This window comes from Microbacterium sp. NPDC057741, from assembly GCF_042798735.1.
Classification (GTDB): Bacteria; Actinomycetota; Actinomycetes; order Actinomycetales; family Microbacteriaceae; genus Microbacterium.
Genome location: NZ_JBHVJW010000001.1, coordinates 345,682 through 372,222, shown reverse-complemented (window position 1 = coordinate 372,222; position 26,541 = coordinate 345,682). Strand labels below are relative to the sequence as shown.

33 protein-coding genes are annotated in these 26,541 nt (G+C 68.8%); 16 read left to right on the top strand and 17 right to left on the bottom strand.

Annotated elements, in window-relative coordinates; genetic code table 11:
• The first annotated feature begins 13 nt into the window (after nucleotides 1-13).
• Complete coding sequence (locus ACFVDO_RS01845) at nucleotides 14-496, top strand: hypothetical protein (RefSeq protein WP_378858952.1); 483 nt, start codon at nucleotides 14-16, stop codon at nucleotides 494-496.
• Nucleotides 493-1,026: a hypothetical protein gene (locus ACFVDO_RS01840; protein ID WP_378858951.1), complete on the top strand. Its 534-nt coding sequence runs from the start codon at nucleotides 493-495 to the stop codon at nucleotides 1,024-1,026. The genes ACFVDO_RS01845 and ACFVDO_RS01840 overlap by 4 nt, the downstream gene beginning before the upstream one ends.
• 2 nt (nucleotides 1,027-1,028) lie before the next feature.
• On the opposite strand, the gene ACFVDO_RS01835 is transcribed toward ACFVDO_RS01840, so the two are convergent.
• From ACFVDO_RS01835 to ACFVDO_RS01825, 3 genes are read right to left on the bottom strand one after another with little or no spacing between them, the layout of a single operon-like run.
• Nucleotides 1,029-1,343: a hypothetical protein gene (locus ACFVDO_RS01835; RefSeq protein WP_378858950.1), complete on the bottom strand. Its 315-nt coding sequence runs from the start codon at nucleotides 1,341-1,343 to the stop codon at nucleotides 1,029-1,031.
• Nucleotides 1,344-1,397: 54 nt separating this feature from the next.
• On the bottom strand, nucleotides 1,398-1,967 hold the full coding sequence (locus tag ACFVDO_RS01830) for a hypothetical protein (RefSeq protein WP_378858949.1): 570 nt from the start codon (nucleotides 1,965-1,967) through the stop codon (nucleotides 1,398-1,400).
• Nucleotides 1,968-2,015: 48 nt separating this feature from the next.
• Nucleotides 2,016-2,876 carry a LysR family transcriptional regulator gene (locus ACFVDO_RS01825; RefSeq protein ID WP_378858948.1) on the bottom strand — a complete coding sequence of 287 codons (861 nt, stop codon included), beginning with the start codon at nucleotides 2,874-2,876 and terminating at the stop codon, nucleotides 2,016-2,018.
• 78 nt (nucleotides 2,877-2,954) lie between these two features.
• Here ACFVDO_RS01825 and ACFVDO_RS01820 point away from each other — a divergent pair, with 78 nt between their 5' ends.
• Complete coding sequence (locus ACFVDO_RS01820; protein WP_378858947.1) at nucleotides 2,955-3,878, top strand: EamA family transporter; 924 nt, start codon at nucleotides 2,955-2,957, stop codon at nucleotides 3,876-3,878.
• Here the strand turns inward: ACFVDO_RS01820 and ACFVDO_RS01815 are convergent.
• The 3 genes from ACFVDO_RS01815 to ACFVDO_RS01805 form a co-directional block, all read right to left on the bottom strand.
• The gene (locus tag ACFVDO_RS01815) at nucleotides 3,873-4,376 is read right to left on the bottom strand and encodes a GNAT family N-acetyltransferase (RefSeq protein ID WP_378858946.1); all 504 of its coding nucleotides are present in this window, start codon (nucleotides 4,374-4,376) and stop codon (nucleotides 3,873-3,875) included. The two genes, ACFVDO_RS01820 and ACFVDO_RS01815, sit on opposite strands and share 6 nt — an antisense overlap.
• 206 nt (nucleotides 4,377-4,582) lie before the next feature.
• Nucleotides 4,583-5,404 (bottom strand): TrmH family RNA methyltransferase, encoded by an 822-nt coding sequence (locus ACFVDO_RS01810; protein ID WP_378858945.1) that lies wholly within the window; start codon nucleotides 5,402-5,404, stop codon nucleotides 4,583-4,585.
• Nucleotides 5,405-5,540: 136 nt separating this feature from the next.
• The gene (locus ACFVDO_RS01805) at nucleotides 5,541-6,344 is read right to left on the bottom strand and encodes a TrmH family RNA methyltransferase (RefSeq protein ID WP_378858944.1); all 804 of its coding nucleotides are present in this window, start codon (nucleotides 6,342-6,344) and stop codon (nucleotides 5,541-5,543) included.
• A gap of 44 nt (nucleotides 6,345-6,388) precedes the next feature.
• Here ACFVDO_RS01805 and ACFVDO_RS01800 point away from each other — a divergent pair, with 44 nt between their 5' ends.
• The 3 genes from ACFVDO_RS01800 to ACFVDO_RS01790 all read left to right on the top strand — a co-directional run bounded on the left by ACFVDO_RS01800 (nucleotide 6,389) and on the right by ACFVDO_RS01790 (nucleotide 8,490).
• Nucleotides 6,389-7,222 carry a Sir2 family NAD-dependent protein deacetylase gene (locus tag ACFVDO_RS01800; protein WP_378858943.1) on the top strand — a complete coding sequence of 278 codons (834 nt, stop codon included), beginning with the start codon at nucleotides 6,389-6,391 and terminating at the stop codon, nucleotides 7,220-7,222.
• Nucleotides 7,219-7,803, top strand: a complete 585-nt coding sequence (locus ACFVDO_RS01795) for a histidine phosphatase family protein (protein ID WP_378858942.1) — start codon at nucleotides 7,219-7,221, stop codon at nucleotides 7,801-7,803. The genes ACFVDO_RS01800 and ACFVDO_RS01795 overlap by 4 nt, the downstream gene beginning before the upstream one ends.
• A gap of 84 nt (nucleotides 7,804-7,887) precedes the next feature.
• Nucleotides 7,888-8,490, top strand: coding sequence for a TetR/AcrR family transcriptional regulator (locus ACFVDO_RS01790; protein ID WP_378858941.1), 603 nt, complete (start codon nucleotides 7,888-7,890; stop codon nucleotides 8,488-8,490).
• Between the two features lie 9 nt (nucleotides 8,491-8,499).
• Here the strand turns inward: ACFVDO_RS01790 and ACFVDO_RS01785 are convergent, their stop codons facing one another.
• Genes ACFVDO_RS01785 through pdhA form a run of 3 tightly spaced genes read right to left on the bottom strand, consistent with a single transcriptional unit; the run spans nucleotide 8,500 to nucleotide 11,967 of the window.
• Nucleotides 8,500-9,843 carry a dihydrolipoamide acetyltransferase family protein gene (locus tag ACFVDO_RS01785; RefSeq protein WP_378858940.1) on the bottom strand — a complete coding sequence of 448 codons (1,344 nt, stop codon included), beginning with the start codon at nucleotides 9,841-9,843 and terminating at the stop codon, nucleotides 8,500-8,502.
• A complete protein-coding gene (locus ACFVDO_RS01780; protein WP_378858939.1) occupies nucleotides 9,840-10,859 on the bottom strand; it encodes an alpha-ketoacid dehydrogenase subunit beta in 1,020 nt (339 codons plus the stop codon). Before ACFVDO_RS01780 ends, ACFVDO_RS01785 begins: the two co-directional genes overlap by 4 nt.
• Nucleotide 10,860: 1 nt before the next feature.
• Complete coding sequence (gene pdhA / locus ACFVDO_RS01775; protein WP_378858938.1) at nucleotides 10,861-11,967, bottom strand: pyruvate dehydrogenase (acetyl-transferring) E1 component subunit alpha; 1,107 nt, start codon at nucleotides 11,965-11,967, stop codon at nucleotides 10,861-10,863.
• A gap of 168 nt (nucleotides 11,968-12,135) precedes the next feature.
• On the opposite strand from pdhA, the gene ACFVDO_RS01770 reads away from it, so the two are divergent.
• On the top strand, nucleotides 12,136-12,609 hold the full coding sequence (locus ACFVDO_RS01770) for an Lrp/AsnC family transcriptional regulator (RefSeq protein WP_378858937.1): 474 nt from the start codon (nucleotides 12,136-12,138) through the stop codon (nucleotides 12,607-12,609).
• Here ACFVDO_RS01770 and ACFVDO_RS01765 read toward each other — a convergent pair whose 3' ends face one another.
• Nucleotides 12,610-13,506: an alpha/beta fold hydrolase gene (locus tag ACFVDO_RS01765; protein WP_378858936.1), complete on the bottom strand. Its 897-nt coding sequence runs from the start codon at nucleotides 13,504-13,506 to the stop codon at nucleotides 12,610-12,612.
• An 86-nt stretch (nucleotides 13,507-13,592) separates the two neighbouring features.
• Between ACFVDO_RS01765 and ACFVDO_RS01760 the strand changes: the two genes are divergently transcribed.
• A complete protein-coding gene (locus ACFVDO_RS01760; protein ID WP_378858935.1) occupies nucleotides 13,593-14,324 on the top strand; it encodes a 3'-5' exonuclease in 732 nt (243 codons plus the stop codon).
• Between the two features lie 65 nt (nucleotides 14,325-14,389).
• Complete coding sequence (locus ACFVDO_RS01755; RefSeq protein ID WP_378858934.1) at nucleotides 14,390-14,662, top strand: hypothetical protein; 273 nt, start codon at nucleotides 14,390-14,392, stop codon at nucleotides 14,660-14,662.
• Nucleotides 14,663-14,725: 63 nt separating this feature from the next.
• Here ACFVDO_RS01755 and ACFVDO_RS01750 read toward each other — a convergent pair whose 3' ends face one another.
• The 3 genes from ACFVDO_RS01750 to glgA all read right to left on the bottom strand — a co-directional run bounded on the left by ACFVDO_RS01750 (nucleotide 14,726) and on the right by glgA (nucleotide 17,061).
• Nucleotides 14,726-14,983 carry a type B 50S ribosomal protein L31 gene (locus ACFVDO_RS01750; RefSeq protein WP_378858933.1) on the bottom strand — a complete coding sequence of 86 codons (258 nt, stop codon included), beginning with the start codon at nucleotides 14,981-14,983 and terminating at the stop codon, nucleotides 14,726-14,728.
• Nucleotides 14,984-15,073: 90 nt separating this feature from the next.
• On the bottom strand, nucleotides 15,074-15,859 hold the full coding sequence (locus tag ACFVDO_RS01745) for an ABC transporter ATP-binding protein (RefSeq protein WP_378858932.1): 786 nt from the start codon (nucleotides 15,857-15,859) through the stop codon (nucleotides 15,074-15,076).
• 17 nt (nucleotides 15,860-15,876) lie between these two features.
• Nucleotides 15,877-17,061 (bottom strand): glycogen synthase, encoded by a 1,185-nt coding sequence (gene glgA / locus ACFVDO_RS01740; RefSeq protein ID WP_378858931.1) that lies wholly within the window; start codon nucleotides 17,059-17,061, stop codon nucleotides 15,877-15,879.
• 47 nt (nucleotides 17,062-17,108) lie between these two features.
• On the opposite strand from glgA, the gene glgC reads away from it, so the two are divergent.
• From glgC to ACFVDO_RS01725, 3 genes are read left to right on the top strand one after another with little or no spacing between them, the layout of a single operon-like run.
• The gene (glgC, locus tag ACFVDO_RS01735) at nucleotides 17,109-18,350 is read left to right on the top strand and encodes a glucose-1-phosphate adenylyltransferase (RefSeq protein WP_378858930.1); all 1,242 of its coding nucleotides are present in this window, start codon (nucleotides 17,109-17,111) and stop codon (nucleotides 18,348-18,350) included.
• 16 nt (nucleotides 18,351-18,366) lie between these two features.
• Nucleotides 18,367-19,002, top strand: coding sequence for a phosphoserine phosphatase SerB (serB, locus tag ACFVDO_RS01730; RefSeq protein WP_378858929.1), 636 nt, complete (start codon nucleotides 18,367-18,369; stop codon nucleotides 19,000-19,002).
• A 32-nt stretch (nucleotides 19,003-19,034) separates the two neighbouring features.
• Nucleotides 19,035-19,730 (top strand): alpha/beta fold hydrolase, encoded by a 696-nt coding sequence (locus tag ACFVDO_RS01725; protein ID WP_378858928.1) that lies wholly within the window; start codon nucleotides 19,035-19,037, stop codon nucleotides 19,728-19,730.
• A 17-nt stretch (nucleotides 19,731-19,747) separates the two neighbouring features.
• Here the strand turns inward: ACFVDO_RS01725 and fabG are convergent, their stop codons facing one another.
• Nucleotides 19,748-20,458 carry a 3-oxoacyl-ACP reductase FabG gene (fabG, locus tag ACFVDO_RS01720; protein WP_378858927.1) on the bottom strand — a complete coding sequence of 237 codons (711 nt, stop codon included), beginning with the start codon at nucleotides 20,456-20,458 and terminating at the stop codon, nucleotides 19,748-19,750.
• Nucleotides 20,459-20,545: 87 nt separating this feature from the next.
• Between fabG and ACFVDO_RS01715 the strand changes: the two genes are divergently transcribed.
• From ACFVDO_RS01715 to ACFVDO_RS01705, 3 genes are read left to right on the top strand one after another with little or no spacing between them, the layout of a single operon-like run.
• Nucleotides 20,546-20,893 (top strand): DUF3099 domain-containing protein, encoded by a 348-nt coding sequence (locus ACFVDO_RS01715; RefSeq protein WP_378858926.1) that lies wholly within the window; start codon nucleotides 20,546-20,548, stop codon nucleotides 20,891-20,893.
• On the top strand, nucleotides 20,890-21,087 hold the full coding sequence (locus tag ACFVDO_RS01710) for a hypothetical protein (protein WP_378858925.1): 198 nt from the start codon (nucleotides 20,890-20,892) through the stop codon (nucleotides 21,085-21,087). Before ACFVDO_RS01715 ends, ACFVDO_RS01710 begins: the two co-directional genes overlap by 4 nt.
• Nucleotides 21,084-21,896 (top strand): SURF1 family protein, encoded by an 813-nt coding sequence (locus tag ACFVDO_RS01705; RefSeq protein ID WP_378858924.1) that lies wholly within the window; start codon nucleotides 21,084-21,086, stop codon nucleotides 21,894-21,896. Before ACFVDO_RS01710 ends, ACFVDO_RS01705 begins: the two co-directional genes overlap by 4 nt.
• Nucleotides 21,897-22,185: 289 nt before the next feature.
• Here ACFVDO_RS01705 and ACFVDO_RS01700 read toward each other — a convergent pair whose 3' ends face one another.
• The 3 genes from ACFVDO_RS01700 to ACFVDO_RS01690 form a co-directional block, all read right to left on the bottom strand.
• Nucleotides 22,186-22,806, bottom strand: coding sequence for an HAD family hydrolase (locus tag ACFVDO_RS01700; protein ID WP_378858923.1), 621 nt, complete (start codon nucleotides 22,804-22,806; stop codon nucleotides 22,186-22,188).
• Nucleotides 22,807-22,942: 136 nt separating this feature from the next.
• Complete coding sequence (locus tag ACFVDO_RS01695; RefSeq protein WP_378858922.1) at nucleotides 22,943-23,788, bottom strand: endonuclease domain-containing protein; 846 nt, start codon at nucleotides 23,786-23,788, stop codon at nucleotides 22,943-22,945.
• Between the two features lie 324 nt (nucleotides 23,789-24,112).
• Nucleotides 24,113-25,711: an ABC-F family ATP-binding cassette domain-containing protein gene (locus ACFVDO_RS01690; RefSeq protein WP_378858921.1), complete on the bottom strand. Its 1,599-nt coding sequence runs from the start codon at nucleotides 25,709-25,711 to the stop codon at nucleotides 24,113-24,115.
• 154 nt (nucleotides 25,712-25,865) lie between these two features.
• Between ACFVDO_RS01690 and ACFVDO_RS01685 the strand changes: the two genes are divergently transcribed.
• Nucleotides 25,866-26,537 carry a DedA family protein gene (locus ACFVDO_RS01685; protein WP_378858920.1) on the top strand — a complete coding sequence of 224 codons (672 nt, stop codon included), beginning with the start codon at nucleotides 25,866-25,868 and terminating at the stop codon, nucleotides 26,535-26,537.
• Nucleotides 26,538-26,541 lie beyond the last annotated feature (4 nt).

The following is a 26,541-nucleotide window of genomic DNA, read 5'->3' as shown; positions in this document are numbered from 1 at the left end:
GCCGGAGCGTCCGATGGGGTTCACGTTCGCCGAGTTCCTACGCGGAATGTGGGCGGCATGGGGACTCTTCCTGGCGATCCTTGTCGCCTGTCTGATCGTTCTGCCCGTCCTCTTCGGGGCGGGAGGAGGCGCCCTCGTGATCGTCGGCTACGGCTTGCTGTTCGGCGGCGGAATCTCACTGGCTGCGATGGCCGTGTTCAGCCCGGTCGCCTGGGTGCTCGGCTGGTGCCTGCGGCGCGTGCGGCCTCGCGGGGTGCACCTCGCGTGTTTCGCCGGGCTCGGCGCCGTCATCGGTCTGGTCGTCAGCGCGATCTTCGCCGGCGGTCCCGCTCCGGGCGCCGCTGTGCTCTCGCTGGCGTTCGCGGTCGCCGCCGCCATCTCGGTGACGTTCGGATGGCGGCATGCGTCTAAGCGGGCTCTCGACGGGGACGACCACCTCGACGGGTCCGCGGTCTCCGCCATCGGCGAGCCGCGCGTGCACAGGGTCCCGGCGTGAACACTGAGTCACCGCGCAGCGCGGAGATGCCGATGGCGTTCACCGAGCGGGAGTTCATGCGCGGCGCGCTGTGGGCATGGCTCGCGTTCCTGATCCTGCTTCCGCTGACGCTCGCGACGAGCCTGCTGCCGCTCTACATCGATCCGGCGCGCGCTGTCGGCGGGTTCTTCGTCGGCCTCCTCATCGGAGTCCTCGCCCTGTTCCTCGCCGCGCCGATCGGTCTCGTGATGATGGTGCTCGGCATATGGCCCCTCCGCCTGATCGGGCGCGTACTGCAGCGTGTCCGCAGCTTCGCCGTCCATCTTCTCGTCTACTGTGCGGTGGGCGCGGCTGCGGGGGTCGGCACCGGGTTCGTGGCGGGCAGCTGGTTCACCGTGTTCGGTGGCGTGACCGTCGGGGTGGCAACCGGCGCCGCGATCCCGCTCGGCTGGGTGATCACCGCACGCCGCGCGCTCCGCGACGACCGGATTCCCCCGTTGCCGAACGTCGACATCGACGCCGCATTCGAAGATCGCGCCCTCGATCACTGATCTCATCCGCACAGCCGGCTCGCGCCGGCTCGATCGATACGCATCACCATGCAGAGCAGATCCGCCGGTCGATCGCAGCCATGCCTTGCCGTCAGTCGCTCGTCGCGGAACCGGTCCGACCGCTCCTGCACCTGCACCTGCACCGCTGCCTCGATCTGGACCGCGTCGAGCCGCCGCCGCACCCGTCCGCTGACGTCCAACAGCCGCATCAAGTCGTCGTCCGGCAGTCCGGCGATCTGCTCCCCCGCAAACGCGTCATCGACCATCGAAGCAAGCTCTTCCGCGAGCTGCTCGAGATTGTCGACGACGCCGTTCATACCCTCTATTCAAGCGAAGGCAGCCGACATTCGAACACACTTTCGCCTCTAACCCTAAACCTCAGCTTGAAGTGACTTTCGAGCGTGTGATTCGGAGCTGTCGACGGATCCCTCGGCACCGATGAAGAACTGCGTGCGACGGCGGCTGCCTCGGACAGAGACCAGGATGATGAACGCCGCGAGAAGCCCGATCCCGACGGGAACGGTGCCCGCGGTGACGACCGAGATCGTGACGAGCAACGGCAACGGCAGCGGGAGGTGCAGCATCACTATCGAGGTGAGGACGTTCGCGATCCCCGCGTTCAGCAGGACAATGGCCAGGACCACCCACGCGACGCTGACGATCGCCGGCAGCGCCCGGAGCACAGGTCGCCTCGCCGCATCAGCCCCGCGTCCGAGCGCCCATCCGGCAGGAAGGGCGATCGCCGCGGCGAGCAGCAGGCAGAAGACTCCGATGACGACGGAGAACCCTTCTTCGCCGACGTTGTCAGCGCGCGGGCTCGAGCTCACGAAGCCCCAGGCGCTGAACATCGCGAGAAGTGCGGCGAGAGCCGTGACCGCGCCCACACCCGTCCAGGTGATGGCACGATCGAGGCTGGCCGGTCGGTCGTCGTTGCCCGTCATCAGGTCACCATAGCGTCATCGCTCGACCGGTGCGGGCAGCCCCTCCGCTCAGAGACTTTCGACGAAGGCTCGCGCGGCCGGTGATGCGTTGAAGTCGCTCCACGCCAGACATTGGACGCGGGTGGGTCCGTCAGCGAGCGCGATCGAGTGCAAGTCGCCTGCTTCGGGGATCAGACCGGGCGCGAGCAGAGCGACAGCGAGCCCATTCCGGACCAGACCCAGAATCAGGTCGATGCTCATCGCTTCGAACGCGACCTCACGGCGCAGCGCCGCGCGCTCGAAGGCGAGATCCGATTGGGCCCGCCCAGGCGTCCCGGGCGGGAAGTCCACGAACGTACTGTCGCCGAGGTCCCGCAGGCGGCACCGGGATCGTCCGGCCAGCGGGTGGTCGCCGCCTACGACGGCGACGAGGCGTTCGTGAGCCAGGGTCCGCATGGCGACTCCGCGGTGCGCTCGCTCCTCCGGCAGCCCGAGCAGTGCCACGTCCATGGATCCTTCCGCGATCGCGGTGAGGAACTCGTCGCTGCCACCGGTCCTCACGCCGACGCGCACGGCGGGGTGGAGTCCTCGAAATGCTGCCAGCGCCTGGGGCAGGTCGATGGCGGTGACCGTCGGGATCGCACCCACGTTCAGCGTTCCCCGGATCTGCCCGGAGGCCGCCGCGGCATCGGCGATAGCGCGGTCGGCGGCATCGAGACTGGCGCGGGCCGACGTCAGGAACGCTTCGCCCGCAGCCGTGGGCTCGACGCGGCGGCTGCTGCGGGCGAACAGTGTGACGCCCAGTTCGCGCTCCAGGGCCTTGATCTGATGACTGAGCGCGGACTGCACGACGTGGCATCGCTCGGCCGCCCGCGTGAAGCTGCGCTCCTGCGCCACCGCGACCACGTAACGCATCTGCTGAAGCTCCATCATTTGATGATCTCAGTTCATAGTTGCAATGACAACAATGCGTTGGACTCATACTCTTGTCGCGTCGACCATGGAAGCATGACCACGACGACAAGCCCACTCGCACCCTCGAGCACCGCACCGGGCAGCGGAAACCGAGCGGGCTGGACGGCGCTGACCGCGCTGGCCCCCGCTGTGTGGGGCACGACCTACATCGTGACCACGCACCTGCTGCCGGAGGGCCACCCCCTGTTCGCGGCCATGATGCGTGCGCTCCCTGCCGGGCTCATCGCTCTGCTGATCGCCCGGCAGTTGCCGCGCGGATCGTGGTGGTGGAAGAGCCTGGTACTGGGCACGCTGAACATGGGCGCCTTCTTCCCGCTGCTCTTCCTCGCCGCCCAGCAGCTGCCCGGAGGCGTGGCCGCCACCCTCGGCGCAGCGCAGCCGATCGTGATCGCCTTCCTGGCCGTGGCGATCCTGCACGAGAAGCTCTCACGCTGGCGGGTCGGATGGGGCGTGCTCGGCATGATCGGCGTCGCGCTCGTCGTGCTCGGCCCGGACGCGGCGATGTCGCCCCTCGGCATCCTCGCGGGTCTCACCGGGGCCGTCTCGATGGGTACCGGCGTCGTGCTCACGAAGAAGTGGGGCCGCCCCGAGGGAGTCTCCCCCGTCGGCCTGGCGGGTTGGCAGCTCACCGCAGGGGGTCTGGTGCTCCTGCTGCCCGCGCTGCTCATCGACGGCGTGCCGGCCGACATCGATGGCGCGGCCTGGCTCGGCTACGCCTGGCTCGGCCTGGTCGGGGCGCTGCTGACGTACACGATCTGGTTCAACGGCATCCGCCGTCTCCCGGTCACCGCGACCGCGCTGCTCGGGCTGCTCTCCCCGCTCGTGGCCGCGACGCTCGGCGCCGTGATCGCCGGCGAGGCTCTCACCCTGATCCAGCTGCTCGGCTTCGCGATCGCGCTCACCGCGATGCTGGCGGGCCAGCTCCCGGCGCCGAAGCAGAGGGCGCACGACTCATGAGAATCGCACGCCGAGCACAGTCCTGACCGGCCGGCTCCCGCCGTGATCGTCTTCGAGGCGGGACATGCCCAGCTTGCGGGCGACGCCCTCCGACGCGCTGTTGTCCGGGTGGATGATGGCGATCAGCTCGTGCGACCCCAGCACGTCCCGCGCGTAGTCGCGGCAGGCGGTCGCGGCTTCCGTGGCGTATCCGCGGCCCTGCCGCGCCGTCACGACGTGGTAGCCGACCTCCAGCCTGCGAATGCCGTTGACGTCCTGCCAGGTCAGCCCGCAGTCGCCGACGAACTCGCCATCGTGGGTCTCCACGATCCACAGCCCGAACCCGTGCTCCGCATAGTTCTGCTCGTTCCAGGCGATCCAGGCGGCCGCCTGCTCGCGTGTCTTCGGAGCGGGATAGAAGCGCATGACCTCCGGATCGCCGAGCATGCCGGCCATGAGATCGAGATCAGCGGGCTGCATGCGCCGGAAGCGGAGACGTTCGGTGCTCGGGGGAATCACCGATCCATCGTAGGCAGACCTCAGCTGGGGCCGTTCGGACGGTTTCCGCCGGCGCCGGGCACCTCCGCTTCGCGCGCATCGCCGCCATCAGAACGAACCCGCCACCCACGACCTCCGGCTTTCGGCTCGATGGCGAGACTCGGGTCCTAGATACCGTGGCGAGTCGTCGTTTCGGACGCAGTCGTCCTCGCCTTTCGGCATCCGCTTCACCGGCGCTCGTACAGCGCCAGGGCGGCGGCCACCGAGACGTTCAACGACTCGACGCCCGGTTCCATGGGGATCGAGTAGCGTGCGGCGACCGCCGCCTCGAGCTGCTCGGACGGCCCGAATCGCTCCGATCCCAAGAGGATCGCCGCTCGGCCATAGCGCCGGCTGATGTGCTCGAGCGGGGCCTGTGCGTCGGCAGCAAGACCCAGAAGTGGCATCCGCGTCGTGGACAGGAAGGACACGACATCGTCTCGATCGGCAAGCAGCGTCGGCAGCGCGAACACCAGGCCACGGCTGGCCCGGACCAGGCGACGATCGAAGGCCGTGCCCAGTCCGCTGTCGACCAGGACGACTCCGGATGCGCCGAGCGCGCTGGCGCTGCGGATGATCGCGCCCACGTTCCCGGTGATCCGGACTCCATCAAGCACCAGCACGTCGCCGGATGCAGCGGCCAGATCCGCCCACCGGGCGGGTCTCGGTGCACGGGCCAGGGCCAGTACCCGCGACGCGTTGTCCCGCGGCAGCAGCGAGCGCATCGTGTCCTCCGCGACGATGAACTGGTCCGCGCCACTCATGCGGTCGCGCAGACCCGTCGCCTCCTCCGCATGCTTCGGGGTCGAATAGATCGACTCCACCCGAACGCCGGAGAGAGCCGCCTGATCGATGCTGTCAGCGTCGTCGAGAAGCAGCGTCCGCGGGGTGGCCGCGCGGGAGCGGAGGACGTCGGCGACCCGCCTGAGCGCGGGGTGGCCCTGGTCGTCGATGCGTGTGGCAGGCCCGGGGTCGCTGCCACGGCGTGGAGTGAGCTCGATCATGGACATCCCCCGAGCATCGAGGCTGACGCGACGTCAGGGTCAAGCACGACCCGCCGCTCAAACGCTCCTCACCACCACCGATCGTGTCCGCAGGGGCTCGATCGAGCGAGCCGCGGGCGTCCACGGAAGCAGGAGGAGTCTGTCACCTCGTCGCGTAGAACGCCACGGCCGACGCAGCGGCCACGTTCAGCGAGTCGACGCCGCCCATCATGGGAATCGTCGCACGGCGATCGAGAAGCGCGTCGGTCTCGGGAGAGATCCCGTCGCCCTCGGTGCCGAACACGAGCGCCAGCCTCTTGCAGCGCTCGGCGACGAGTTCGTCGAGGGCGATCGCCTCCTCCCCCAGCGTCATGCCGGCCACGACGTAGTCGTTCTCCTGCAGCACACGGACGCCTGCCGGCCACTCCGGGATCCTCGTCCACGGCACCTGGAACACCGTCCCCATCGACACCCGCACCGACCGTCGGTACAGCGGATCCGCGCAGGCCGGAGAGACCAGCACCGCGTCGATGCCGAGCGCCGCCGCGGCTCGGAACAGGGCGCCGACGTTCGCATGGTCGGTCAGCCCCTCCAGGACTGCCACGCGAGAGCGTTCCGGGAGTCCTCGGACCAGTTCGCCGACGCTCGGCAGCTCAGGTCGGTGCATCGCCGCCAGCGCACCGCGATGCACCGCGAATCCGGTCAGCGCCTCGGACACGGCATCCGGCACGACGAAGACCGTGGTCCCCTCGGGAACCATCCCGCGCACCTGCTCGACCCACTTCTGCTGCACCAGCACCGATCGCGGGCGGTGTCCTGCCGCCAGCGCCCGCTCGATCACCTTCGGCGACTCGGCCATGTACAGCCCGCGCTCGGTCTCCTGTGCGCGCCGCAGCGCGACATCCGTGAGTGAACGGTAGTCGTCCAGACGCGGGTCGTCCGGGTCGTCGAGGGCGATGAGATGCATACGACCATCTTCCCGCCACACGGTGGTGACCCTAGACTCGCGTGGTGGACACGGGGGCGAGCGAGAAGCAGATCGACGAGGCCGCGGCAGTGCTGGAGGGGCGTCGCGCGGCGGTGCTCACCGGCGCCGGAATCTCCACCGACTCGGGCATCCCGGCCTATCGCGGCGCCGGGGCGCGCACGCGCGCGAACCCGATGACGATTCAGACCTATCTCGGCGACGAGGCGGCCCGCCGCCGCTACTGGGTGGGAGGCCACCTCGGCTGGCGCACGTTCGCCTCCGTGCAGCCGAACTCCGGACACCGTGCGCTCGCGACGATGGAGCGCGCCGGTGCAGTGACGGGCGTCGTCACACAGAACGTCGACGGCCTTCACCTGAGCGCGGGCAGCACGCGCGTCGTCGAGATCCACGGCACGATGCGCCGGGTGCAGTGCCTGGACTGCCGACAGGTCTTCGACCGCCGCGACGTGGGCGCCCGCATCGAGCAGCTCAACCCCTGGATCACCGTTCCCGAGAACATCGTGATGAACCCCGACGGCGACGTCGCGCCCGAGAGCACGGACGGCTTCATCATCCCGCCGTGCACGGTCTGCGGCGGCATGCTCAAGCCCGACGTCGTCTTCTTCGGCGAGTATGTGCCGGCCGACCGGTTCCGCATCTCGGAGTCGCTGGTGCACGCATCCGAGGCCCTGCTGGTGGCGGGGACCTCGCTCACGGTGAATTCGGGACTCCGCGTGATCGAGCGCGCCCGCCGACGCGGCATCCCGATCGTGCTGGTGAACCACGAGCCGACGAGGGCGGACGCCTGGGCCGATGCCGTCGTCCGCGGCGGCACCAGCGAGGTCCTCTCAGCTCTCGCCGATAGGGTCGGTGGGTGACTCTTCTCACTCTCGTCCGCCATGGCCAGACCGACTGGAACCAGGAGGGCCGCATTCAGGGGTCGACCGACATCCCGCTCAACGACACCGGGCGTGGGCAGGCGCGGGCGGCTGCTGCGCAGCTGTCGGGGCAGCGTTTCGATCACGTCTACGCCAGCCCGCTCTCCCGTGCGCAGGAGACGGCCCTGATCATCGCCGAAGAACTGAGCCTCCCCGCACCGGTGCTCACGAGGGGCATGCGAGAGCACGAGTTCGGTGAGGCCGAGGGACTGCTCTGGGATGAGTACACGGAGCGCTTCGGAGCGCGTCGCGACGAGATCCCCGGGGCAGAGACCGTGCAGCAGCTCACGACGCGCGCCCTGGACTCGCTGGCACGCATCGACCGCGCCGCCCGACGGCGCTCGGCGCCGCGCAGCGAGTCCGTGCTGATCTGCACCCACGGCGGTGTGATCCGAGCGCTGCTCGAGCACGTCTCCGGCGGATCACTGCCCGCAGCAGGAGAACGCATCGGCAACGGCGCTGCCTACGCCTTCGCGATGGACGGCGGCGGCCTGCGTCTCCTCGCCGCAGTCCCGGCCTGACGGATCACGGCTCCGTCACATTCTCGTGGCGGCATCCCGATTTCGGTTAGTGTTCACTAACCCGAACTGCGAGGACCTGCTGCGATGACGAGCACGAGCACGGCGCGTGACCGCGCCAAGGCCGAGCGCACGGATGCGCTCCTGGAGGCCGCCGCGAGGCTGTTCGCCGCGCGAGGATACTCCGGCGTGAGCCTTGAGGAGATCGGTGCCGCCGTCGGGATCTCGGGACCCGCGGTCTATCGGCACTTCCCCGGCAAGCAGGCGCTGCTGGGCGCGGTGCTCACCCGGGTGAGCGCCGATCTCGTCAGCGGGGGCACCCGCGTCTCCGACGCGGCGACGGATGCCCCGAGCCGGATGCGCGCCCTGATCGGCTTCCACGTCGAGTTCGCCCTCGGCAACGCCGACGTCATCCGCGTGCAGGACCGCGATGTCGCCCATCTGGCTGACGCCGACCGCGCTGAGGTGCGCCGGCTGCAGCGCACCTACATCGACCTCTGGATCGCCGCACTCACGCACCTGCGCACCGGCGGCCCGGAGGATCAGCGCCTGCGTGTGCAGGCGTGCTTCGGCCTGATCAACTCCACGCCGCACTCGACCCGGTCGTCCGCGCGTGCGCACGCCGAGACGGCGCGGGTGCTGTCGGCGATGGCGCTCTCCGCGCTTCTCGCCGACAGCACCGACGGCTGACCTGATCGGTCAGTAGAGCATCGCGCGGCCGGGCTGCTCGAGGATGTCTGCGACGTCCTTGAGGAACTTCGCCCCTTCGGCCCCGTCGACCAGACGGTGGTCGAAGGACACGCTCAGCGTCATCATCTGACGCAGCGCGATCTCGCCCCGATACTCCCACGGCTGGCGGCGCACGGCGCCGACGGCGAGGATGCCGGACTGGCCGGGAGGCAGGATCGGCGTGCCCGCATCGATGCCGAACACCCCGATGTTGGTGATCGAGAACGTGCCGCCTGCGAGTTCCGCCGGGCTGGTCTTCCCCGAGCGCGCCGTCGCGGTCAGCGCCTGCAGCGCATCGGCGATGCCGGTGAGGCCGAGCCGATCCGCATCGCGGATGTTCGGTACGATCAGCCCGCGCTCTGTGGCTGCCGCGATGCCGAGATCCACGTAGTGGTACTGCACGATCTCGCCTGAGGCCTCATCCCAGTGCGCATTGAGCGACGGGTTGCGCTGCAGGGCGAGGCAGACGGCCTTCGAGATCAGCGCCAGCGGACCGATCCTGTGGTCCGAGAGGCTGCGGTCGGACTTCAGCTCGGCGATCAGGTCCATCATCGCCGTGACGTCGACGGTGTGGAAGCAGGTCACGTGCGGTGCGGTGAACGCGCTCTGCACCATCGCCGCCGCCGTGTGCTTGCGCACGCCGCGGATCGGGATGCGGGTCTCGCGAGCGCCATCCGTCGGCACTGCGGGCACTGCGGCCGGGACCTGCGCAGCGGGTGCGACCGGCGCAGCGCCGACGCGCTCGGCGTAGGCGTCGACATCGGCGCGCGTGATCACCCGGTCGCCGACCTCCGCCGCGATGAGCGTCAGGTCGACGCCGAGCCGCTTGGCGTGCGCGCGGACCGGCGGGGTGGAGCGCGGACGCTCGCCCACCACCGGCTCCGCGGGCGCCTCCGGCAGCACGTCGTGCGGTGCGGCCTCGATCACTGCGGCATCAGCGACCGCGGCCGGCGCACCGCCGGAGCGCCGCGTCCGACGTGCCGGACGACCGGATGCCGCGGGTGCGGCGCCGTAGCCGACGAGGTTCGGCTGCGCCTTCTCCTCCGCGGGAGCCTCGGGCGCAGCATCCTCCGCCCCTTCGACCTCGAAGGCGATCAGCGGCGCGCCGACCGCGATCGTCTGGCCTGCGTCGGCGTGCAGCGACGAGACCGTGCCCTCGTAGGGCGACGGCAGCTCGACGACAGCCTTCGCCGTCTCTACCTCGGCGAGCGTCTGGTTGAGCGTGACGGTGTCGCCGGGCTGCACCAGCCACTGCACCACCTCGGCCTCGGTGAGTCCTTCACCGAGGTCGGGAAGACGGAACTCCGCGATCATGCCTGCTCCCCCATCGCTTCGGTGAGGCTGTTCGGGCGATCCAGCACGCGGTCTACCGCGTCCAGGATGCGATCCAGATCGGGCAGATGGAACTTCTCGAGCTTGGCGGGCGGATACGGGATGTCGTGCCCTGTGACACGCAGCGGGGCGGACTCCAGGTACTCGAAGCAGTGCTCCGTGATGCTCGCGATCACCTCGGCAGCCAGACCAGCCTCGCGGGACGCCTCGTGGGCGACGACCACGAGGCCGGTGCGCCGCACGGCGGCATCCACCGTGTCGTAGTCGATCGGCGAGAGCGAGCGCAGGTCGATGACCTCGAGCGAGATGCCCTCGTCGGCCGCAGCCTCGGCGGCGTCCAGCGCGGTCTGCACCATCGCACCGTAGGTGATGATCGTGGCATCCGTGCCAGGGCGGACCACCTTCGCCAGGCCCATCGGCGGGGCGTCCGCGATCGGCGCCTCCAGGTCGACCTCGCCCTTGTGGTGGTACAGCCGTTTGGGCTCGAAGAAGATCACGGGGTCGTCGCTGGCGATCGCCTGCTGCAGGCAGCGGTAGGCGTCCTGCGGGTTGGACACCGCGATCACGCGCAATCCCGCGGTGTGCACGAAGTAGGCCTCGGGCGACTCGGAGTGGTGCTCGGCCGCACCGATCCCTCCGGCCCACGGGATGCGGATCGTGATCGGCATCTTCACACGACCCTGCGTGCGGTAGTGCAGCTTCGCCACCTGCGAGACGATCTGGTCGAACCCGGGATACACGAAGCCGTCGAACTGGATCTCGACCACAGGTCGGTACCCCCGGAACGCCAGTCCGATCGCCGTGCCGATGATGCCGGATTCAGCGAGCGGGGTGTCGATCACGCGCTTCGCGCCGAACTCGTCCTTCAGCCCGTCCGTGATGCGGAACACGCCGCCGAGCGTTCCGATGTCCTCGCCGAGCAGGACGACCTTCTCATCGTTCTTCATGGCCTGGCGCAGGCCGGCGTTCAGCGCCTTGCCGAGTGCGAGCTCCGACATCTCAGGCCCCCTCGAAGCTCGCGAGGTAAGCGGCGTACTCGGCGCGCTCACGCTCCAGGCCGGTGTGCGGCTCGGCGTATACGCCGTCGAACACGGCCAGCGCCGGGCGGGTGACCATGCCGAGACAGGCGGCACGCATGTCCCGCGCGAGCACATCCGCGTCGGCCTGCGCCTCGGCGGCCTGCTCGTCACTCAGTTCGCCGGCCGCACGCAGACGGGCCTCGACGCGGGCGATCGGGTCGCGCCGGCGCCAGGTCTCCAGTTCTGCGTCGTCACGGTAGCGCTTCGGGTCGTCAGCAGTGGTGTGCGGACCCATCCGGTAGGTCACCGTCTCGATGTACGCCGGTCCCTTGCCGGAGCGGGCGTGATCGAGCGCCCAGCGCATCGCTGCCATGCACGCGAGCACGTCGTTGCCGTCGACCCGCATGCTGGGGATGCCGAAGCTGGGAGCGCGCCCGGCGAGCGGGAACTGAGACTGCAGCCCGACCGGCTCGGAGATCGCCCAATGGTTGTTCTGGCAGACGAAGACGACGGGCACGTGGTACGACGCCGCGAAGACCATCGCCTCGTTCATGTCGCCCTGGCTGGTCGCGCCGTCGCCGAAGTAGGTGATCGCGACCTCGTCGGTGCCGTCGTGCTGGATGCCGAGCGCATAGCCGACAGCGTGCAGGGTCTGCGCGCCGATGATGATCTGCAGCGGAGCGACGTTCAGGTCGGCGGGATCGAAGGCGGAGCCCTCCTCGCCGCGCCACATGCGCACGTAGTCGCCGGGCTGAGCACCGCGGGCCAGCAGCACGCCGTGCTCACGATAGCTGGGGAACACGAAGTCCTGCGGCGCCAGCGCGCGGGCGGTGCCGATCTGCGCGGCCTCCTGCCCCTGGCACGGCGCCCAGAGACCCAGCTGCCCCTGGCGCTGCAGAGCCACTCCCTCGGAATCCACGCGACGGAGGACGATCATGTCGCGGTACAGCGCGCGCAGCTGCGCGGCATCCACATCGGCGACGTAGGGATCGAGCTGCGGATTCGACACGCGAGTGCCGTCCGGAGCGAGGATGCGCTCGGCGAGATCGAGATCTGATTCGACGAGTGGCGTGGTGTGCGATGACATCGGTGTCCTCCTGACGTGGGTGCCCTTGTGGGGCTTTCACGGGGCGCGACGGCGGTGTCGGCCTCTTCCTGAAGAGTACGTCCGTTTCACACGACGCTCAAGCATTCGGGATGGTCCTGAGCATGTTGCCCAGTGGGCACCGGTAGGTTCCTGCTATCGTGTGACACTATGCCCGGACTCGACCGAATCGACCTCGATCTGCTCTCCGCCCTCGCGGAGGACCCCCGCGTGACCATCGTGGCACTCGCCGAGAAGCTCGGCCTGTCCCGCAACACCATCCAGGCGCGCATGGCCCGGCTGGACGAGTCGGGGGTGTTCCAGTCCTACGAGCGGTCCTTCTCGACCGAGGTGCTCGGCTTCCCGCTGCAGGCGTTCATCAGCATCGGCGTGCGCCAGACCGAGTTGCCCCGGATCACCGCCGAGCTGGCCCGGATCCCCGAGGTCGTCCAGGCGCACGGCCTCAGCGGGTCGATCGACCTGCTCGCCCGAGTCGCGTGCCGCGACGCCCGTCATCTCTTCGACACCGACGCCCGCATCCTGTCGATCGAGGGAGTCGAGCGCACCGAGACATCCCTCGCCATGGGCGAGGTGATCCCGTTCCGCGCGGCAGGGCTCATCGGCCTCGCACGGCGCGAGGCCTGATCAGGCCCGCGACCTGGCGGGGATCTTCAGGAACCTGCGGATCGCGCCGGCGGCCTCTGCGGGGGCCTCGTAATGGATCAGGTGGCCGACCCCGGCGATCTCGACGAGTTCGGCGTCAGGAAACATCGTCGCCAGCCGGCGCTCGTCCTCGATGGGAGTGATGTCGTCACGCTGCGCGGCGACCAGCAGAGTCGGCACCTCGATGACGGGCGCGAATGCGCGCACGTCGTGCGAAACGCTCGTGACGAACGCGTCGTGCAGCACGTCACGATCGGCGAAGCGCGAGAAGTAGGTGTCGTGCTGATCGTGGATGAACCGGCGCAGCTCCGGGTCGGAGGTCTTCGCCATGGTCACACTCATCACCCGCACGATCAGGCCGTTGCGCAGCAGCGCGGTGCCGATCCGCTCGGGAAGCTTCGCGCCGAGCGCGTAGTACATGACAGCCAGGCGCGTCATGACACCCTTGGGGCCGGCCAGGGCTGGTGCGCCGATCGGATTGACCAGGATCAGTCGCGGCGTCTCGAGGCCGCCGGCGACAGCCGCGGACGCCACGATCGAACCGAACGAGTGCCCCAGGATCACCGCTCCGGGAGCGACCGCGCCCGCGAACTCGGTCAACCAGCCGGCGTACGCCCCGAGGTCGTGCTCCTTCTCCGGCAGCGGCGCGGTCTCGCCGAAGCCGGGGAGATCGGGCGAGATCACCCGTACGTCCGGCAGGTAGGCGACCACCGGTTCGAGGCCATGGTGCTCTCCGCGGAAGCCGTGCACGGCGATGATCGTGGTCGCCGCATCCTCCGGGCCGTACACCCAGTACGCGGTCGTGCCGCCGGCGACAGGCGCCTCACGACGCTCGACCGGGATGCTGCTCAGGCGTGCGGCGTATGGGGATGCGGGCATGCTTCGAGTCTATGGCGACCGCCCGACATCGACGCTCCTGGGCATGCCGTCCCTGGAATGTCCGATCCCTTCCCTACCGTGGAGCCATGGCACCCGAACAGCTTCTCCCCCAGTGGCTGACCCGAGTCGGTGTGTTCGACCTCGAGACCACCGGTGTCGACGTCGAGTCCGATCGGATCGTCACCGCTCATGTCGGCGTCCTCGACGCCCGCGGCCGCGAGATCGCGGCGCGCACCTGGCTTGCTGATCCCGGCATCCCCATCCCCGAGGGTGCGACCGCCGTGCACGGCATCACCACCGCGCACGCCCGCGCTCATGGCCGCCCCGTCGTCGAGGTGGTGGAGCAGATCACCCGCGCGCTGCGATCGCTGTTCGCGCAGGGGGTGCCCGTCGTCGCGTACAACGCCTCCTACGACTTCTCGCTGCTCGCGCACGAGGCTCGGCGGCACGGCATAGAGCCGCTCGAGCGGCCAGGACCGGTGATCGATCCGCTCGTGATCGACAAGGCGTACGACAGATACCGGCCCGGCAAGCGCACGCTGGAGGTCGTCGCCGCGCATTACGCCGTGCCCCTCGACGGCGCGCACGAGGCCTCGGCCGACGCCATCGCCGCCGGCCGCGTCGCACAGGCGCTGGCACGGGAGTTCGCCCTGCCCGAGACGGCCGGTGAACTGCACACCCAGCAGATCGGCTGGGCACGCGCACAAGCGGCAAGTCTCACGGAGTACTTCGTGAAGATCGGCCGCATCGAGCCGGAGGAGACGCTCGACGGCACCTGGCCTGTGAGAGAAACTCCCGAGGCCGAGAAGTCCGCCTGAAGGGGGATGCCGGGGCTTCGTGGCAGACCTACCCTGGGCATATGGACGCCAGAGGATGGTTCGTCGTGCTGTTCATCGTCGCGATGGCCACGATGCCGATCGTGCTGGGCATCATCGGCCTCCGGGCGCTCTACTCCCGGCGACCGGTCGAAGAACGATACGGATCGACTGGCGGGCTGGCAGGCGGCGCCTTCGGCGGTCTCGACGCTGCCTTCTTCCCGACAGCCCATGAGGCGGGGATCGAACGCGATCGCCAGACCGCTCGGACCGCGCCGGCACCCTCCCCTGGCGATCCGCCCTGGGGAATCGACGGCGATCACATTCGCATCGACGTCTGATCCACGGCATCCGAGCAAAGGAAAAGGGCCCCGCCGAAGCGGGGCCCTCCATGGAGATTCGCCTTACTTGGCGGAACCACCGAAGTTCTTGAAGCGCTGGTTGAACTTCTCGACGCGACCGGCCGAGTCCATGATGCGCTGCTTGCCCGTGTAGAACGGGTGCGAGGCCGAGGAGATCTCGACGTCGATCACCGGGTACTCCACACCGTCAAGCTCGATGGTCTTGTCGCTGGTGACGGTGGAGCGGGTGAGGAAGGTCTCGCCCGAGCCGAGGTCGCGGAACACGACGGCCTGGTACTCGGGGTGGATGTCAGTCTTCATGGGATTCCTTACGTGGTGCCCTGGATTCTGCCAGGGGCGAGGGAAGTCTGCGGTGCGAACGCACCGAGGATCGATTCTAGCAGACCGACGTCAGGATGCTGCGCGGGCGGCGTACCGTCCACCGTCAGCCGTCAGCACGATCGGCATACCGAAGGCGGTGCTGAGGTTCTCCGCGGTCAGTGTCTCCCCGAGCGGGCCGGCGGCGACGACCCCGCCGTCACGCAGCAGCAGCACGTGGGTGAACCCGACCGGGATCTCCTCGACGTGGTGCGTGACCATGATCATCGCCGGCGTCGTCGGCGAGGACGCGTAGCCGCTGAGCAGCCCCAGCAGCTCCTCGCGCGAGCCGAGGTCGAGGCTCGAGGTCGGCTCGTCGAGCAGCAGCAGCTCAGGGTCTGTCATGATCGCCCGAGCGATCTGCACGCGCTTCTGCTCGCCGTCGCTGAGGGTGCCGAACAGGCGGTCTGCGAGGTGGTCGAGGTGCCACTCGGCGAGCACGCGCATCGCCTGGCGCTCGTCGATGTCCTCGTACTCCTCGTTCCAGCGTCCGAGCACCGAGTAGGCGGCGGTGAGCACGGCGTTCAGCACGGTCTCGTCGCGGGGCACCCGGCGCGCCATCGCGCTGGACGCGAAACCGATCCGAGGGCGCAGTTCGAACACGTCGGTGCGGCCGAGCGTCTCACTCAGGATGGTGACGGAGCCCGAGGTCGGGTGCAGCAGCGTGTCGGCCAACTGCAGCAGGGTGGTCTTTCCTGCACCGTTCGGGCCGAGCACGACCCAGCGCTGATCGTCCGAGACCTCCCAGGTCACGTGATCGACGATATTGCGCCCTTCTCGGCGCACGACGACATCGGTGAATTCCAGAGCACTCGGCATGCTGCCAGCCTATCGGCTCAGCCGACCAGCTCCGCGTACAGAGCCTCGGTCGTGTCGGCGATCGCGCCCCAACTGAACTGCGCACGGGCGCGCTCGCGACCTGCTTCGCCGTACTCGCGCGCGCGTGCGGGATCGGAGACGACCTCCGTGAGCACGGCGGCGAGGTCGGCGACGTACCGCTCCGGATCCACCGGCGTACCTGTGCCGTCCTGTACCTGATCGATCGGCACCAGCCGTCCGGTGACGCCGTCGTCGACGACCTCCGGGATGCCGCCTGTCGCGGTGCCGACGACCGCAGCTCCGCAGGCCATCGCCTCGAGGTTCACGATGCCGAGCGGCTCATAGATCGACGGGCACACGAAGGTGGTCGCGGCTGTGAGGATCGCGGAGAGCTCGTCTCGCGGCAGCATCCGATCGATCCAGATCACGCCGTCTCGGGTCTGCTGCAGCAGGCGGACGAGTTCCTGCACCTCGGCCATGATCTCAGGGGTGTCCGGCGCGCCCGCGCACAGCACCAGCTGCACCTCGGGCGGCAGTTCTGCGGCGGCGCGCAGCAGATAAGGCAGGCCCTTCTGCCGGGTGATCCGCCCGACGAACACGACCGACGGGCGGGCGGGGTCCATGCCGACGCTCTGCAGGAACGCGGCATCCTCGACGGGTCGCCAGCGCTCCACGTCGATGCCGTTGTGGATCACGCGCACGCGCGCGGGATCGACCTGCGGGTAGCTGCGCAGGATGTCGCCGCGCATGCCGGCGCTGACGGCGATGATCGCGGCCGCGTTCTCGTAGGCCAGTTTCTCGACGCCGCTCGAGACGGCGTACCCGCCGCCGAGCTGCTCGGCCTTCCACGGCCGGAGCGGCTCGAGACTGTGAGCGGTGAGCACGTGAGGGATGCCGAGCAGCTGCGACGCGAGGTGCCCTGCGAAGTTCGCGTACCAGGTGTGACTGTGCACGACGTCCGCGCCCGCGATGTCGCCGACCATGGCCAGATCCGTGCCGAGAGTCTGCAGAGCCGGGTTCGCTCCGGCGAGCTCGACCGGCGTCCGGTACGCCGTCGTGCCCGGCTCGTCGCGGTCCGCGCCGAAGGCCCGCACCTCTACCTCGATGCTCCGTCTGAGGGCCGCGACGAGCTCCGCGACGTGCACGCCGGCACCCCCGTAGATCTCCGGCGGGTACTCCTTCGTAATGACATCGACTCGCATAGTCGGAACGCTAGTACATCTCCTCTTCCGCCCTCTATGGTGGAGCCATGTCGGCACCCAAGAAGGTTTTCGGGATCATCCTCGCCGGCGGCGAGGGCAAGCGGCTGATGCCTCTGACGGCCGATCGCGCCAAACCGGCGGTGCCGTTCGGCGGGCAGTACCGACTGATCGACTTCGCCGTCTCGAACCTCATCAACTCGGGTCTCAGACAGGTCGTCGTGCTGACGCAGTACAAGTCGCACAGCCTCGACCGGCACATCTCCCAGACATGGCGGATGTCGGCGCTGCTGGACTCCTACGTGACCTCGGTGCCCGCGCAGCAGCGACTCGGGAAGCGGTGGTTCTCGGGGTCGGCGGACGCGATCCTGCAGAGCCTGAACCTCATCAACGACGAGCGTCCGGACATCGTCGTCGTCATCGGCGCCGACCACGTCTACCGCATGGACTTCCAGCAGATGGTGCAGGCGCACATCGCGTCGGGCGCCGCAGCCACGGTCGCCGGCATCCGGCAGCCGCTCGCGCTGGCATCGCAGTTCGGCGTCATCGACGCCGACGCCGAAACAGGGCGGATCCGGCAGTTCCTCGAGAAGCCGACGGATGCCACGGGGCTGGCCGACTCCCCCAACGAGGTGCTCGCATCGATGGGCAACTACGTGTTCGACGCCGATGCGCTGGTGGCCGCGGTCGAGGCCGACGGCGAGCTGGCCACGTCGGGTCATGACATGGGCGGCGACATCGTGCCGTACTTCGTCTCGCGCGGCGAGGCCGGTTACTACGACATGAAGCAGAACGACGTGCCGGGCTCGTCGCCGCGGGACCGCGCCTACTGGCGGGATGTGGGGACGATCGACTCGTTCTTCGACGCGCACATGGACCTCATCTCGACCCTGCCCGTGTTCAACCTGTACAACACGGCGTGGCCGATCCGAACCCAGTCCGTGAACGCCCCGCCCGCGAAGTTCGTCCGCGATGCGGTGGGACGGATCGGCAATGCGATCGACTCGATCGTGTCGCAGGGGTCCGTGCTCTCCGGCACGCACCTGGAGCGCAGCGTCGTCGGGCCCGGGACTCTCGCGTCCGGCGGTTCGACCATCACCGACTCGGTGCTCTTCGACAACGTGCACGTCGGGCAGGGTGCCAGGGTGCACCGTGCTGTGCTGGACAAGAACGTCATCCTCGAGGACGGCGCCACCGTCGGGGTCGATCGCGAACGTGACATCGAGCGCGGCTTCACCGTGACCGAATCGGGTCTGACGGTCGTCGGCAAGGGACTGCGCGTCCTGCGCTGACCGCTACGCTCGGACGGTGACCGCTGCGCGCTTCCTCGTCGTCCTCGATGCCGATTCCACTCTCATCCAGGATGAGGTGATCGAGCTGCTCGCCGACGAGGCAGGCCGCCGCGATGAGGTGCAGGCTGCGACCGAGGCGGCGATGCGCGGTGAGGTCGACTTCGCGACCAGCCTGCGTTCGCGTGTGGCCGCATTGACCGGTGTTCCGGCATCCGCCTTCGAGCGGGTGCGTGCACGGGTGCGGCCGACGCCGGGCGTGCGCGACTTGACTGCGGCCGTGCACGAGCGCGGCGGGGTCGTGGGTGTCGTCTCCGGAGGGTTCCACGAGATCCTCGACGGCGTCGCGCCCGGGCTGGGCGTGGACCGCTGGCGGGCGAACCGCCTGATCGTCGCAGACGGCGTGCTCACCGGCGAGGTCGACGGAGGGATCGTGGATGCTGAGGCCAAGGCCTCGTCACTGCTCGCCTGGGCCGCCGAGCTCGGCGTCCCGGCATCCCGCACCGTCGCGATCGGCGACGGGGCGAATGATCTGCGGATGATGGCGGTCGCGGGCCTCGGCCTGGCGTTCAATGCGAAGCCGGCGGTGCGCGCCGCGGCCTCGCTGGTGGTCGGCCGGCAGGACCTGTCGCAGGTCATTCCGCTGCTGCCCTAGCCGATGTCGGTGGGCGGCGTTACCGTCGGGTCATGGACATCATCCTCGTACCCGGCCTCTGGCTCGACGCCTCCTCATGGGACCCGGTGCTGCACGCACTGAAGACGGCGGGGCATCGGCCATTCGCCATGACGATGCCCGGTGTCGGGGCCCCGGCATCGGAGTCGTCGGAGATCGGCATGGCCGACTGGGTCGCTGCCGTCGTCGCCCGCATCGATGAGGCGGACGAGCCGGTGGTGCTCGTGGGGCACTCCGGCGGTGGCAATGTCGTCTGGGGCGCTGCCGACGCGCGCCCCGAGCAGGTGCGTCGCGTCGTGCTCGTCGACACTGTGCCGCCGTATCCGGGCGGCTCGATCAGCGAGTTCCCGCTCGTCGACGGCGTCGTGCCGTTCCCTGGCTGGGACTTCTTCCCGGACGAGGACGTGTACGACCTCGATGCCGAGACGAGGGCGCGCACCGCACCACTCGCCCAGAGCGTGCCTGCTCGCGTGCCGACCGACGCGATCGACCTCACCAGGGAGAGCAGGCACGGCGTGCCGGTCACCCTGCTGATGGGCAGCCTCGATCAGGCCGAGTTCGAGAGCCAGATCGGCGAGTGGGGCCCTTACGGCGAGGAGTACAACGCGATCGCCGACGCCGAGGTCGTGAAGATCGGCTCAGGCCATTGGCCCCAGTTCTCCGCGCCGCAGCGGCTGTCGGAGCTGCTGGTCAGCGCCGTGGACCGCTGACGCGATGCACCTGCGGGTCAGTGCCCCATGCCGAGTCCGCCGTCGACGGGGATGACGGCGCCCGAGATGTACGCGGCGTCGTCCGACGCCAGCCAGGTGACGACGCCGGCGACTTCGTCGGCGGTGGCGAAGCGACCGGCCGGGATGCTGGCCTTGTACTGCTTCTGCGTCTCCTCGGGGAGCTCCGCGGTCATGTCGGTCTCGATGAATCCGGGGGCCACCACGTTGGTCGTGATGCCGCGGGCACCGAGTTCGCGGGTGAGCGAGCGGGCGAAGCCGACCAGGGCGCTCTTCGACGCGGCGTAGTTGACCTGCCCTGCGGAGCCGAGCAGGCCGACGACGCTGGAGATCAGGACCACACGACCGAAGCGGGCGCGCAGCATCCCCTTCGACGCACGCTTGACGACGCGGAACGTTCCACCGAGGTTGGTGGAGACGACGCTGTCGAAGTCGTCCTCGCTCATGCGCATGAGCAGGGTGTCCTTCGTGATGCCGGCGTTGGCCACCAGGATCTCGATCGGGCCGAGCTTCTGCTCGACCTCGGTGAACGCGGCGTCGACCGCCGCGGCATCCGTCACATCGGCGCGGACCGTGAGCGTGCCCTCCGGGCCCTCGCCGCTGCGGGCGGTGACCGCGACGCGGTATCCGTCGCGGACGAAGCGTTCGGCGATCGCGCGGCCGATGCCGCGGTTTCCGCCGGTGACGAGGACGACGCGGTCAGCGCTCATGGGTGCTCCAGTTCTTCGAGGTCGCTGGACATCCTATCGACCGCGGCGCGCTCCGCAGGCGTGCGCGCGGCGTAGGCTTGAGGCACCGTGAAGCACACCCGAACCGCCCCCTCCGTCACCTCTCTGCCGCAGGCGCCGCATGATGAGGCGAGCCACCGCGTGCGCCGTTACGCGCTGACCATGGGCATCCGCACGGTGTGCTTCATCCTGATGGTCCTCGTGCAGCCCTATGGCTGGTGGACCTGGGCGTTCGGCGTGGGCGCCGCGATCCTGCCGTACATCGCCGTCGTGTTCGCGAACGCGGGCAGCGACAGCGACGAGGTGCTGGCGGAGTCGCCCGAGCTGCAGCTCGAGGCACCCACGGAGCCTGTGGGCGAAGCCGCACAGCATCCGACCGTCGTCACGATCGATGAGAAACGGGACGATGCGCGGTGACCGAAGAGCTGGAGTGCTCCCGGGCCGGATGCCGGCTGCCGGCCACTCACCACATTCTCTGGCGCAATCCGCGCATCCATGCCGAGGATCGCAAGAAGGTCTGGCTGGCGTGCGATGAGCACGTCGGCTTCCTGAGCGAGTATCTGCGGTCGCGGGAGTTCCCCGTCGAAGTACGAGAGGGCCTTCCGGAGTGAACAATCGTCTGGTGCGCTGGGGCGTGTACGTGCTGGTCGCGGCACTCTTCGCCGTGGTCTGCGTCTTCCTGTCGCACTGGCAGTTCGACAGGAACGAGGAGAAGGCGCGGCAGATCGCCCTCGTCGAGAAGAACTACGACGCCGACGCGGTGTCGCTCGCGGACGCGATCGGCACGGACGGCAAGCTCGTCCCCTCCGATGAATGGCTGCCCGTCGAGCTGCGCGGCACCTATCTCGCCGATCAGCAGCTGCTAGCCCGCAACCGGCCGCACGGCGGGACGAGCGCGTTCGAGGTGCTGGTACCGTTCCGCAATGAGGACGGCCGCATCTTCATCGTCGACCGCGGCTGGGTGCCACCGGCCGAGGACTCCGACCCCTCGGCTGTGCCTGCTCCCCCGTCCGGCGAGGTGACCGTGATCGCGCGACTGCGCCCGGGAGAGCAGCTTCCGCCGTCGGGGCGCGGCGCGCCGGATGGGCAGGTTCCCACCATCAACCTGCCGCTGATCGCGGAGCAGACCGGCCTCGACGACGTGATCACGTCGGCCTACGGACAGCTGGTGTCCGAGGACCCGTCCGCCGAAGCACTCGGCGGTTTCGAGAAGCCGACCGAGGACCCGGGCCCGCACCTGTCGTACGCGATCCAGTGGATCCTGTTCGCTCTGATGGGTTTCATCTTCATCGGCTACATCATCCGCACCGAGATCACCAAGGCGAAGGAGGAGGCCGAGGGTCGTCCGCCGCGCGCACCCCGGCGCCGCCGTGACAAGGACGCTGAGACCGAGGACGCGCTGCTGGACTCGGTACGCTGAGCCGGGAGGCGGTATCCCCGGGTATCTGGGCCCAAGGTTCACGGGGCCCCGGTTCTCGGCAGCATTTCGGAGATCTGCAGAATCGCGGATGCTGCACGCGCTCGCCTCCGGAATGCTGCTGAACTCCGAGATCATGCAGCGCCCCTGGCGCGGCTCGCGCCGGGTTGCGCCGTGTTGGATCCCTCCGAGTCTCGGCACCATCTCGGAGATCTGCAGAATCGCGGATGCTGCACCGCGCTCGCCTCCGGAATGCTGCTGAACTCCGAGATCATGCAGCGCCCCGCGCGGGTCACACCAGCGCGAGGACCTCTTCGAGCGAGTGGATGCTGCGTGCACCGGCCTGCGCAGCCTGGTGGCCGCGATCGAAATGGATGAAACGCGTGCCGAGATCGGCGGCGATCTCACGATCGTGGTTCGTGTCACCGACCATGAGCACCTCGCCCGGCGAGAAACAGGATGCCTGCAGCCAGTCGGCGATCACGCGATGCTTCGATGGGTGGTACGGATCGGCGATTGAAATGACCCTGTCGAAGCGGTTGGCTATGCCGTGCGGCTCAAGCTGCCTGGTGAGCAGGTCAGTGAGGGTTGCAGATGCGAGTACTTGGGTCACGCCGTGATCCGCCAGCGACGCGATGGTGCGCTCTGCATCGGCGTGCAGCGCGGCCTCGCCGGTACGACTTCCCAGCAAGCCGAGATACTGCTCCGCCGCGGCGAGGAACACGTCGTCGCCGAGTCCGGCATCCGCGTAGAACTCCCGGATCGGAAACCGGAAGGTCGAGCGGTAGGCGGCCAGGTCAGAGAATGGTGCGCGACCGTAAGCCTCGAGCACCTGGTTCATCACCTGCCGGCAGATCTCGACATCGTCGAGCAGAGTTCCGTTCCAGTCCCAGCAGACCGCGCGTATGCCCACCCCGGCATACTACGGCGCGATGTGCCCCGGAACCCGAGAGCGCCGGTATCTCGGAGATATGCGGGATACCGGAGCCATCGCGTCGATCGGCTCCGAGAGCTCGCAGATCTCCGCAATGAGGCGACGGCCCCTCGCGTCACGCCAGGTGCAGGCCCTGCGCGACCGCGCGCATGATCAAGTCCTGCACGACGTGCCACTCCTCCATCACCTGGCGGTAACTGACGCGGATCACGTGGTACCCCATCAGGCGGAGCTCTGCGTCGTGCCGGATGTCCTCGCTGCGCTGTGCGCCGGTGTGTGTGGCGCCGTCGATCTGCAGGACCAGCCTGTCTCCGATCAGCAGGTCAACCCGATGCCCGGCGATCCAGGTCTGGAATGTGAGCCTCACGCCAAGCCAGCCCAAACGGGTGCGCAGATACGTCTCGAGCCCGGAATCCGCGAACGGGACGGCTTCTGCCAGTAGGTCGCGCGCGACGCGTTTGAGTGGCAGCCGGGCGAGCACCTCTCGCGACACCAATCCTTTGTTCATCGCTGACTCCCACGTCGCCAGGGCCCGCTCGTGTGGCTCGCAGTCGGCCACGAGGGCGAGCACATTCTCGATCGGATCCTCCAGAACATCTGGATGTCGCGGAATCAGCGGCTTCGCCCAGTGCATGTGCACGTGTTCGGGCTTGCCTCCTGCACTCCGCGGGTCGGCCGCCCAGTGCAGGTCGGGCTGCTCGTCGTGCACCCAGAGTTCAAGCCTCTTCGCCTGGGTTACGCACGAGAGCACGGCACCATGACGCGCAGCGTCCAAAAGCATCCGATCGGCGCCCGGCTCGGCCACCCAGCCCTGCCGAACGCGCTGGAGAAGACCGGCGCCGAGAGCGAGGCCGATGTCATGCCTGCTGACGTGGCTGCCGAGCAGGGTTCGCGTTCGCGCGACGCCACCGAGCGCCCGTGTCGTCAGAGCTGCACGCTGCGCACGTTCGATGTTGACCATGCCCGCGAGCATGCCCGACATCGGTATCCCGAGCCCCGCGGATCTTCCCTGCCTGCGCAGAGCCGGCGCGCGAACCACGCCTGTGGAGTGTGAGTGCGCTCGCGCACAAGACTTCGGAGATCAGCAGCATTCCGGACCGTTCCGCCGCCGGCATCCGAGATGCTGCAGAACTCCGAAAAGGCGACAGGACCCGAGTGGATGACCCGTGAACGCACCCCGCCCGGGATCTCGGAGAACTGCAACATTCCGGAGAGCCCAGCCGCGCAGCATCCGAGATTCTGCAGATCTCCGAGATGCTGCCGAAACCCGGACAACGAGCGCGAGCTACGCGAGCTCGATGAGGTCCTGGTACTCCTTGCTCCAGATGTCCTCGACACCGTCGGGCAGGATCAGAACACGCTCGGGGTTCAGCGACTCGACGGCGCCGGGGTCGTGCGAGACCAGCACCACGGCACCCTCGTAGTGCGCCAGGGCACCGAGGATCTCCTCGCGAGAGGCGGGATCGAGGTTGTTGGTCGGCTCATCGAGCAGCAGCATGTTCGCCGAGGAGACCACGAGGGTCGCCAGCGACAGGCGGGTCTTCTCGCCGCCGGAGAGCACACCGGCGGGCTTGAGCACGTCATCGCCCGTGAACAGGAACGAACCGAGCACCTTGCGCGCCTCGGTCTCGTTGATGTCGGGCGCGGCCGACATCATGTTCTCCAGCACCGAACGCCCCACGTCGAGGTTCTCGTGCTCCTGCGCGTAGTACCCGATCTTCAGGCCGTGGCCGGGCTCGAGCTGCCCGGTGTCGGACTTGTCGACGCCGGCGAGAATGCGCAGCAGCGTCGTCTTGCCGGCACCGTTGAGTCCGAGCACGACGACCTTCGAGCCGCGATCGATCGCGAGGTCGACGTCGGTGAAGATCTCCAGCGAGCCGTAGGACTTCGAGAGGCCGGAGGCCATGAGCGGCGTCTTGCCGCAGGGCGCAGGCTTCGGGAAGCGCAGCTTCGCGATCCGGTCGACCTGGCGCACCTCCTCCAGCCCCGAGAGCAGCTTCTCGGCACGCGCGACCATCTGGTGCGCTGCCGCGGCCTTCGACGCCTTCGCGCCGAATCGGGCCGCCTGCAGCTGCAGCTGGGTCGCCTTCTTCTCGGCGTTGGCGCGCTCCTTCTTGCGACGCTCCTCGTCGGCCGCCCGCTGACGCTGGTAGTTCTTCCAGTTCATGTTGTAGATGTCGATGACCTGACGGTTCGCATCCAAGTAGAACACCCGGTTCACCGTCTCGCCGACCAGCTCAGCGTCGTGGCTGATCACGATCAGCCCGCCCTTGTACCCCTTCAGGAACTCGCGCAGCCACACGACGCTGTCCGCATCGAGGTGGTTGGTGGGCTCGTCGAGGATCATGGTGCCGGCGTCCGAGAACAGGATGCGAGCCAGTTCGATGCGACGGCGCTGACCGCCGGAGAGCGTCTTCAGCGGCTGGTCCAGGATGCGGTCCGGCAGCGACAGGTTGTGCGCGATCGATGCCGCCTCGGCCTCGGCGGCGTAGCCGCCCATCGCCTCGAACCGCTCGGTGAGGTTCGCGAACCGGCGCATCGCCTTGTCGGCGACCTTCGGGTCGTCTGAGGCCATCTCGTGAGAGGCGGTCGCGATGCCGAGCTGCAGGGTGCCGAGTCCCCGCGCGTCGAGGATGCGGGTGCGTGCGAGCATCTCGGGGTCACCGGCGCGCGGGTCCTGCGGCAGGTAGCCGAGCTCGCCCGACTTCGTGACCTTGCCGTCGGAGGGCAGCAGGTCTCCGGCGAGCACCTTGGTCAGGGTGGTCTTGCCCGCGCCGTTGCGGCCGACCAGTCCGATCTTGTCGCCATCGGCGACGCGGAAGGACACGCCCGACATCAGCACACGGGCGCCGACGCGGATCTCGAGGTCGTGCACGGCGAGCACAGCAGCATCCGATCTTCGAAGGGTGAGGGAGATGGCCGAATGGCCAGCTGATCAGTATACGTGGCCCGCCTGAGCGAAAAGGGTACCGAGGTATGAGGCGACTACACCCCTGGGTTGATGTGCCGCCCTACCCACCGTTCATAACGTTGTGATCGTGAACGCCATCAACGACTTCATCATCGCCGCCGCGGCCTCGCCGTGGCTGCTGCTCGTCATGTTCGCCGTGGCCGCGGTCGACGCCGTGTTCCCGCCGGTGCCGAGCGAGACGGTGCTGGTCGCGGGGGCCGCGGCCGCGGCAGCATCCGGTGGTTGGCCCACCATCCTCGCCCTCATCGCCGCCGCCGCACTCGGCGCGATGCTCGGCGACAACCTGGCCTATGCGCTCGGCCGTGCGATCGGAACGAACAGATTCGGCTGGATGCGCCGTCCGCGCATCGAGGCGGCGTTCGAGTACGCGCAGCACGCTCTCGCGCGCCGGGGGGCGACGCTCATCATCGGAGCCCGATACATCCCGGTCGGCCGCGTCGCGGTCAACATCTCCGCCGGCGCGCTCGGATATCCGTGGCGCCGCTTCCTGCCGATCAGCCTCATCGCCGGCGCCACCTGGGGGCTTTACGGAGCAGCGATCGGCATCCTCGCCGGCAGCTGGCTGGCGAACCAGCCGTTCCTGGCGGCCGTGCTGGGGGTCGTGATCGCCGTCTCTGTCGGCATCGTCGTCGACCGCATCGGAGCGGCACGTCGCCGGCGCCGCACCGCGGAGGACGCCAGCGACAACGCCACGAACGGATGCGACACACATCAGGAGCCCGCCCGGATGGCAGGATGACACC